Below are 8,860 nucleotides of genomic sequence, written 5' to 3'. Positions count from 1 at the left end.
TTGAAAGGTCAGCCGGCAGCCTCGGGCCAGGCCGCGGGTGCCGCGCCTGGCTGCTCCACGCCGGCACGCCGCTTGACGAACCGCAAGGTGAGCGCCAGCAGGGCCGGCATGAAGGTCAGCGTTACGAGGGTGCTGAACAGCAGCCCGAACAGCACGATGGCACCCAGGCCTCGGTAGAGCTCGGTCCCCGCACCCGGGTTGAACACCAGGGGGGACAGACCGGCCACCGTCGTCACCATGGACATCATGATAGGCCGGATACGCACCCGCACCGCCTCCGTCACGGCATCCATGATGGCAAAGCCCTGGTCGCGGACGTTGCTCACGGCGCGCTCGACGATAAGGATGGGGTTGTTCACCACGGTGCCGATGAGCACCAAAAAGCCCAGCATGGTGATCATGTCGAAGGGCTGCTGAATGGGATACAGGCCGATCTTGTCCAGATGCGCGCCGCTCAGGTTCAAGAGCCACAGGCCCGCGATACCACCACTGATGCCCACCGGAACACTGGTCATGATGAGCAGCGGCCAGCCCCAGTGGCTGAACACGGCGACCATGAGCAGATAGGCGATCAACAGCGCCACGGCGAAATTGCCGGCGAGGGCCTGCATGGTGGCCTGCAGCCGGTCGCTGGCACCGCTCAGCTGCAGGCGGATACCCGCGGGCAGCTCGCCGGCGGCCGGCATGCCTTGGATGATCTCCTCCTGCACGCGGCGCACGCCCTCTTCCAGCGGGACGTCATCCGGCGGAATGACCGTCATGGTGATGGTGCGGTCGCCGTCCACCCGGCGGATGGTCTCGGTGTTGACGCTCTCCTCCAGGCGCGCGACGGCGGATAAGGGCACGATGCCGCCGCTCGGCGAGTAGAGCATCAGGCGCTCGAGGTCCTGCGGGCGCTCGATGTTGCCAGCGGTGCTGTAGAGAAAGATGTCGATCTCGTCGTCGTCCAGGAAGAATTCGTCGACAAAGGCGCCGTCGGAGTAGGCCCAGACGGTGTATCCGAGATCGCCTGGCGAAATGCCGAGCTCCGCCGCCCGCTCCCAGTCCGGGCGTACCTCCAGCATGGGCTGGCCCAGAGTCAGTGCAGACGGCTCGGCCTTGACCCGCGGGCCGTCGAAGATGGTCTTGGCCTTTGCCTGTACCTGGGAGGCGGCATCGAACAGCGTCGGCAGCTCCGGGCCGCTGATCTCGATATTGATCGCCCGGGTGCCGCCGAAGTTGCCGGAGAAGATGGACCCGCGGCTGGAGAAGCTGCGCAGGCCCGGAAGCGCGCTGGTCTTCTCGCTCGCGACGCGCATCAGATCCGCTTTCTGGCGCCGGTCGGTAGCCTCGCGCACCACGAACACCCGGCTCTGGCTGGCGAAGCCGATGGTGAAGTTGAGCGCCGGCACGTCCGTTTCCCCCTTGGCGAACAGCGCTGGGTCCTGCCCCACGGCGGGATAGAAGTCCTTGTCCACCTCCTGGAAGGCGCGGCGCATCATGTCGATGTTGTAGCCGGGCGGCGCAAACATCAGGGTGAAGATCTTGGACTCCTCGCCCTCCGGCAGATACTCGGCATCCGGCGTCAAGGTCCAGATGATGGTCCCGGCGGCCCCGAGCACCAGCGCGATGACCAGGAGCGGGCGCACGATGCCCTGCGTGAGCCAGTGCACCAGCCCGAGCGCCATGGCGGAGAAGGCGCCGCCGAAACGGTCCAGCAGCCGGCGGCGGGGGGGTACCGTCGGCGCGCGCAGCCAGCGCCCGGCCGCCGCCGGCACCACCGTGATGGCGATGAGCATGGACATCAGGATGCTGGAGGAGATGGCGATGGCGATGTCCGAGTAGAGCTGCCCGGCCTCTTGCTTCACGAAGACCACGGGTAGGAATACCGCCACCGTGGTGAGCGTAGAGGCCAGCACCGCGGGCCACACCTCCCGAACGCCATCCAGGGCCGCCTTGAGCCGTGCCTTGCCCTTGCTCAGGTGGCGGAAGATGTTCTCCAGCACGACGATGTTGTTGTCCAGCGTCATGCCGATGGCGAAGGCAACGCCCGCAAGCGAAATCACGTTGATGGTGCGCCCGGTGAGCATGAGCCCCAGGAAGGCGGCGACGGTGCAGATGGGGATGCCGATGGCGCCGATGAGGGTCGCCGGCAAGGAGCGCAGAAACAGAAACAACACCAGCGTGGCCAACACGGCACCGATGGCCAGATTGCGCTCGACGACCTGAATGGCATCCGTGACGTAGACGACGTCGTCGGCGGTGCGCACGAGCTTGAGGCCCTTGGGGCTCAATAGGGTCTCGTTCAGCTCCGCGACCTTGGCGAGCATGTCCCGTTTGATCCGGATGACATTGCTGCCGATCTGCCGGTTCACGGCAAAGCCGAGAATGGGCTTGCCCTCGGAATAGGCGTAGCTGCGGACCTCGGCATAGCCAAGCTCAGCGCGGCCAACATCCTTGAGCCGAATGAAGGCGCCGTCGCGCTCGGCGATAACAACCTCTTCCAGCTCCTCCGGGCTGTCGAAGCGACCGATGGTGCGCAGCAGGTAGCGGCGCTTGCCGCTGTCGAGGTCGCCGCCGGAGACGTCCTGGTTGCGAGCGCGGATGGCCTGGCGCAGCTCAGTGAGGCTGATCCCGCGCTCGGCGAGCCGCACCGGGTCCACGAAGACCTTGAGCTGGCGCGCAGCGCCGCCGCGCAGCTCCACGCTGGAGACGCCCGGCACCCGCTCCATGGCCTGCACCACATATTCCTCCACCCAGTCCCTGAGCGCTACGATGTCCTCCTCGGTGAAGGCGCCGGTCTCCGGCATGAGCCGGAAGTACATGAAGGCGTTACTGGAGAAGGCCTCCGCCCGGATACTCGGCTGGTCGACGTTCTCTGGATAGCCCGGCACCTGGGAGAGCGCATTGTTGACGTTGAGCAGTGCCTCTTCCATGGGCACCGAGAAGGGAAACTCCAGCTCGATGTCCGCACTGCCGGTGCTGGCGGTGGACACCATGCGCTCTAGCCCCGGGATGCGGCCCAGGTACTTCTCCTGCTCGACGACGATCTCCTTCTCAACGTCCTGCGGCGCGGCACCGGGCCAACTCGTGCTGACAGTCACGACCCGGGCGTCCAGATCCGGGATCATCTGCACCGGCACATTGAAAATGGACAGGACCCCGAACAGGGTCAGGAGCAGGACCGCCACGGTGAGGATCACCGGGCGCTCGATGGCAAACTTGAACATGGGGGTGCCGCCGCAGCCGAGAGGCCTGAGGATCGCAACTAATGCCGTCTCAGGTAGGTGGCGGCTGTGGGCGCTGGAGGCAACGCGTTTATGACGAACGCACCGCCAGGGGATGGCCTAGCCGGGCTTGGCCTGTGCCTCGATCGGTTGCTCTGCCCTGGCCCCCGCGCTGTCAATGCCGTCCGTCTGCGCCTGCAAAACGCCGGCGCAGAGGGCGAGACTGCCGCAGAGCAAGAGGACATCGACCCACATCATGCGGAGCATAGCGGTTAATCCTCAAGGATATGGCTGGTGCAATGGTGCGCGTGAGCGCGAGCCGTCACCCGGTCGTTGGACGGAGCGAGCCGTTGCGCGATTGGGTAATCCACCACAGGCGAATCACCGGGGCCAGACCCGAGCTGCCGGAGGGCTGTGATCAGGGGATCAACGGTTCCAGATTGGGGCATACCCTGATCAGCCCCGGGTCTGGACAGCGCGAGTCGCCAGCTACTTCAGGGCGGCGGTCTCTGCGGCATCGGGCGTCCGCTCTGTGGGTTGCGGGGCGATGGTTTGGCCGGGCTTCAGGGACTCGTTGCCGAGCAGCACCACGCGGTCGCCGTCGGCGAGCTCGCCGGCGGTTACCTCCAGTCGATCGCCGCCGGCACGGCCGATCTCCACAGCCACCGGATAGGCCTTGAGCAGTCCGTCTTCCTCCTGCACCCGCCATACTTCGCGGCTGCCATCGGCCTTGGCGACGACGGCATCCCGGGGCACCGTCAGCACTTCCGCCTCGCCGCCGGCGAGGCTCACCCGCACTCGGGCGGACATGCCCGGCGCCAGCAGACCATCCGGATTCGGCAGGTCGATAAGAATCGGGAAGGTACGCGAGCGCGGGTCGCCGCTCGCCACCCGGGCGAAGACCTCCCCGCGGAAGGTCCGCTCCGGCAGGGCATCGAAGCGCACCGCGGCCGACGCACCGCGGGCGACCCGCGGAAAGTCAGTCTGCGGAAGCGTGGCGCGGATGCGCAGGACGTCCAGGGCCACCAGCTCCACAGCGGCCTCGTCGCGCTTCGCCCACTCGCCCACCTCGACATTGCGGGAGACGATCATGCCGGCAAAGGGCGCCGTGAGTCGATGCCGGCGCTTGACCTCCCTGGCCTGGGCCAGAGCCGCCTGCTCCGCGGCGAGGGCGGCGGCGGTCATGTCCACGCGAGCGATGGCCGAGCGGATATCCGTCTCTGAGGCATGCCGGCCCTCCTTGAGGCGCAGCAGCTCGTCGCGAATGCGGATGGCGTCCTGGTGGCTCGCCTCCGCCTCCTGCACCCGGGCCGCGGCGGCCTCGACGTTGTGGGCCTCCAGGCGGTCGTCTAGGACCAGAACGGGATCGCCCGCTGCCACCCGGCTGCCTGCGTCCACGAACAGCTCGGTCACCAGGCCGTCGACCTTCGGCGACAGGGCTGCACGCCGGCGTGCAATGGTGGTGCCCGACAAGACGGCCTGCTCCCGCAGCACCTCGCGCTGCACCTCGGCGAGGGTCACCGGCGCCGGTTCCGCGGCGACCAGCGATGCGATGCCGAGCAGCAGTGCGGTAAGCAGTGTGGGGCTGGTGGGGCGGGGACAAGTCATGCTCATGCGCAAAGCGTTTCCAGGTGGTTGCTGGCGGTCTTGCCTAGGAATATGGCGCCGCTTTGCATGATTCGCGAGCCCTCGGGAACGAACAGGCATGTCCGCCCCTCGCCCCTCGCCCCTCGCCTACAAACTCCCAAGATAGGTGTAGCCGTAGAGCCCCGCCTTCAGCTCCAGGTACAGGCGCTCGCGCTCGCCCGGCGGTAGGCCGGCGGCGTCGATGCGTCGCCGGTAGCGGGCGAGCAGCTCCAAGGGCTCGAAGTGGACGTAGCTGAGAAGCTCATCAGCGGAGTCGCCGCGCTCCGGCTCCGAGAGCCGGTAACCCTCGGGGCATTGCGAGTCCAGCACGACGTTCACGGCGTCGGTATCGCCGAACAGGTTGTGGATGTCGCCCAGAATCTCCTGATAGGCACCCACCATGAAGAAGCCGAGCAGATAGTTTTCGGTGCGCGGATCGAAGGCATGCACCGGCAGGCTCGCCTCAATGCCATCGGCATCCACGTAATGGCTGACGCAGCCATCCGAGTCGCAGGTGAGGTCATGCACGATGCCGCGCTCGGTCGGCGCCTCATGCAGACGCTGCAGCGGCACAATGGGAAAGATCTGGTCGATGGCCCAGACGTCCGGCAACGACTGAAACAACGAGAAGTTACAAAAGAGCTTGTCCGCGAGCTCACCGTTGATGCGGTCCAGGAGCTCCCGCTGGCGGCGACTCGCGTGCGACAGCCTCGGGCGCAGGCGGCGCAGAACGGAGACATACCACTCGTCGGCCAGGGCTCGCGCGGCAAGGTCCACTTGGCCTGCGGCGAAGTCCGCGCGCACCGCCAGCACGGCGGACTCTGCACGCTCGAAGACCTCCAGCGGCAACGCTGTCTCCGCGTCTGCCAAGGCGGCCTGCAGCGCCGCGAGGTCCGGGCTCGCCGCCGGGAGGGCAAGCTCCTGAGCCGCAGCCAGACCGCCCGCACGCTCCCGGTCCACCACATCGGTGATGAGCACAGCGTGATGCGCCGACAGTGCCCGGCCGGCCTCGGTCACAAGGTGCGGGTCAGGCACGCCCGCTTCCCGGCAGATGCTGGCCGCAGTGCCGAGAACGCTGCCTGCATAGTCCGCAAGCCCGTAGTTGACCGAGCAATAGGCGCGGGTGCGGGTGCCTTCGTAGTCCACGCCGAGTCCGCCGCCGATGTCGAGGGTATCCAGGCCGCAGCCGCGGCCGACGAGCGCCGTGTAGAAGCGGCAAAGCTCCGTCACGCCGGCACGGATGTCCGCGAGGCTCGGAATCTGCGAGCCCAGGTGTGCATGCAGCAGCCGCAGCCAGCCGAGCCCATCGGCCTGTTCCAGCCGCGCCACCACTGCCTCTACCTGTGGCGCTGAGAGACCGAACTTGGCCCGTTCGCCGCCGCTGTTCTGCCAGTTGCCGGCCGCGGCGGCGGCCAGGCGCACACGCACGCCGAGCAGCGGTTCGACGCCGAGCCGTCCGGCCTCCTCGAGCACTAGATCCAGCTCCGAGGGCTTCTCGATGACAATATGCAATGCGAGCCCGAGCCGGCGCCCGATGAGGGCCAGGCGAATGTATTCACGGTCCTTGTAACCGTTGCAGACGACCGTCGCGCCCTCGGGCGCCAGCGCCAACACCGCCATCAGCTCCGGCTTGCTGCCGGCCTCCAGGCCGATGCCGCCGCCGCTCAGGATGGCTCGCACCACGCTTTGCTGCTGGTTGACCTTGATGGGATACACGGGCCGATAGCTGCCGCGCCAGTCGAGCCCGGCCATGGCGTCCTCAAAGGCCGCGCGCATAGCCCGCACCCAATGCCGCCGGGTGGCGTCGCAGCCCACACGCACGGCACACGAACAACCTTAGTCCCGGAGCCGGACGGCCAGCAGCGCAAGATCAATCTCGGTGGAAGCGTCCGGGTCCGGGCGCACGGCGAGGTGCCCGGCGGCATTGATGCGAAAATAGCCCTCACCCCAGCGGGGGATGGCATAGACGGACTCGCAAACTGGATTTGGCATGGGGGGTTATCCGTGGGCAAGTGGTCGCGGTGGAGTCTAGCGCGTCGATACCAAGCCTGCGGGACGGCGGCATTCCCGCACCCGCAGGCCGAGCGCGGCACGCGCCGGCACCAGTAACCGGGGCGAACACCGAACATCCGGCCCCCGCCGGCCCAGCCGCGGGCGTGGTCAGCGGCTGGGGTCAACCGGCATGGACCGAGCTGCGCACGCATGGATACCATGCAGGCTTGGGCGGTTAGCGACGGCTTGCTGCTGCGCGGCGCCAGCTTTCCGGTATGCTGTGCATTATCCCATCGCCCCGGTGTCTGCCGCGCCGTCTCCTCCGGAACCGTCGCGTGCGGAAGCGGTTGGCCACCACGAGTCTGAGGAGCCATAGCCTTGCGCATCATTCTCATCGCGCTGGCGACGCTTTGGGCCATCGGCGCCCTGTTTGCGTTCGTTGCGACGCGCGAAAAGTCCCTGGATGCCAAGCTCACGGCGGCCTACCTGGTGGCCTGGCCGGCGCTGCTGGTGCTGGTCTACATCAACCAGCCGCTGCCGCTGTGGATCGGCCTGCCGGTGATGTTCGGCTTCATACCCTGGTTTCTCGCCGGGCCGCACCTATGGCAGGTGGTTAAAGACCCAAGCAGCTCCAAGCCCGATGAGGTGATCGGCATCCCCATCGGCTACTGGAAATGGGGCAGCATTGCCGCCGTGCTCCTCGGTGTGGTGTTCAACGCCTTGGTCAGGCCGTAGCTCGACCGCCGACGTGGCGGAGCGTGCCAGGGGGTGTGAGCGCCCCAGCCGTAACCTCCCAGCCGCAGCTTCAGCCCTTCCCTGCCCCGAGCCATCAGGCCATGAGCCAACAGAGCGATCACCGAGATAAGCCGACAGCCGCCCCCGCCCCGGATGCTCGCAGCATGGACCCGCGCAGCATCGAGGCACTGCTCGCCGTCGTTGCGCGGCTGCGTGACCCCGAGCATGGCTGCCCCTGGGACCTCAAACAGACCCCGCGCACCATCCTGCCCTTCACGCTGGAGGAGGCCTACGAGGTCGCAGAGGCCATCGAGAACGACGACATGGCCGAGCTCTGCGAAGAGCTGGGCGACTTGCTGTTCCAGGTGGCCATCTACTCCCGCATGGCCGAGGAAGACGACGCCTTCGACTTCGGCGACGTGGTGGCGTCTATCACGGGCAAGATGATCCGCCGCCATCCGCATGTTTTCGGCAACGCCGAAGTCGCGAGCGAAGAAGAGGTGCGCGAGAACTGGGAGGCCATGAAGGCCGCCGAGCGCGAGGCCAAGGGCCAACGCCTGCGCACCAGCATCATGGAAGGCGTCGCACAAGCCCTGCCGGCGCTGGTGCGGGCCGAGAAGCTGCAGAAGCGCGCCGCCCGCGTCGGCTTCGACTGGGATGACCTAGCGGGCGTCGCCGCCAAGGTGCGTGAGGAGCTCGCCGAGTGCGAGGAGACCTTCAGCGCTCATGCCGACCCGCTGGAGCGGGTGCACGAGGTCGGTGATCTGCTCTTCTCCTGCGTCAACCTGGCCCGCCACCTGGGGGTGGATGCGGAGCAAGCCCTACGGGCTGCGAACCACCGCTTCGAGCGCCGCTTTATGCGCGTGGAAGTCTGCCTCGGCGCCGCCGGCAAGGAGCCGGCCCCCGAGCACCGCGACGAAATGGAACGCCTCTGGGAAACGGTAAAGCACGAGGAGCGCTGACCGCTCTCACTGGCCGGGCTCTCGGCTGACGAAGGCGCCGCACCCCGCAGGGCGCTCGGAAGAAATCATCGGAATGCGCAGGCGCCACAAACGCTTCAAAGCCGGCGGCGTCCGATGAGCCGGCAGTGTCAGTCGCAACTGCCTACGCCTCTACCAGACGGCCATCATCGCCTGCCTCTGGGTGGGCGAAGGGGCGCTGATGGAGCGCCATGCCAGCGCGGCGCTTGGTTTGCTGGCGCTTAGGGCTGACAACAGTAGCGTCGCTGTCGATGGCGGATGGATGACCTAGGGAAGCGCCGATTTATTGGCGCTTCCCGTGCGGGGCAGGATGCCCAATAA

The 8,860-nt window shown here is 67.2% G+C and carries 6 protein-coding genes; 2 read left to right on the top strand and 4 right to left on the bottom strand.

Annotated elements, in window-relative coordinates; translation table 11 throughout:
* Window positions 1-8 precede the first annotated feature (8 nt).
* From I6U14_RS09385 to I6U14_RS18280, 4 genes are all read right to left on the bottom strand, one after another.
* Window positions 9-3,209 (bottom strand): efflux RND transporter permease subunit, encoded by a 3,201-nt coding sequence (locus tag I6U14_RS09385; protein WP_296898738.1) that lies wholly within the window; start codon window positions 3,207-3,209, stop codon window positions 9-11.
* A gap of 486 nt (window positions 3,210-3,695) precedes the next feature.
* The gene (locus tag I6U14_RS09380) at window positions 3,696-4,820 is read right to left on the bottom strand and encodes an efflux RND transporter periplasmic adaptor subunit (protein ID WP_296898737.1); all 1,125 of its coding nucleotides are present in this window, start codon (window positions 4,818-4,820) and stop codon (window positions 3,696-3,698) included.
* Between the two features lie 120 nt (window positions 4,821-4,940).
* Entirely contained in the window at window positions 4,941-6,617 is a 1,677-nt protein-coding gene (gene speA / locus I6U14_RS09375) for a biosynthetic arginine decarboxylase (protein ID WP_367115653.1), read from the bottom strand.
* Between the two features lie 51 nt (window positions 6,618-6,668).
* Window positions 6,669-6,824 carry a hypothetical protein gene (locus tag I6U14_RS18280; protein WP_367115652.1) on the bottom strand — a complete coding sequence of 52 codons (156 nt, stop codon included), beginning with the start codon at window positions 6,822-6,824 and terminating at the stop codon, window positions 6,669-6,671.
* Window positions 6,825-7,202: 378 nt separating this feature from the next.
* Here I6U14_RS18280 and I6U14_RS09370 point away from each other — a divergent pair, with 378 nt between their 5' ends.
* Together I6U14_RS09370 and mazG are read left to right on the top strand one after the other, a co-directional pair.
* On the top strand, window positions 7,203-7,559 hold the full coding sequence (locus tag I6U14_RS09370; protein WP_296898735.1) for a hypothetical protein: 357 nt from the start codon (window positions 7,203-7,205) through the stop codon (window positions 7,557-7,559).
* Between the two features lie 164 nt (window positions 7,560-7,723).
* On the top strand, window positions 7,724-8,521 hold the full coding sequence (gene mazG, locus I6U14_RS09365) for a nucleoside triphosphate pyrophosphohydrolase (protein ID WP_296898740.1): 798 nt from the start codon (window positions 7,724-7,726) through the stop codon (window positions 8,519-8,521).
* Window positions 8,522-8,860: the final 339 nt, after the last annotated feature.

It is taken from the genome of Thiohalocapsa sp. (genome assembly GCF_019695415.1).
Taxonomy (GTDB): domain Bacteria; phylum Pseudomonadota; class Gammaproteobacteria; order Chromatiales; family Chromatiaceae; genus Thiohalocapsa.
The sequence above is the reverse complement of the archived record's forward strand: the minus strand, read 5'-3'. Positions and strand labels throughout refer to the sequence as shown.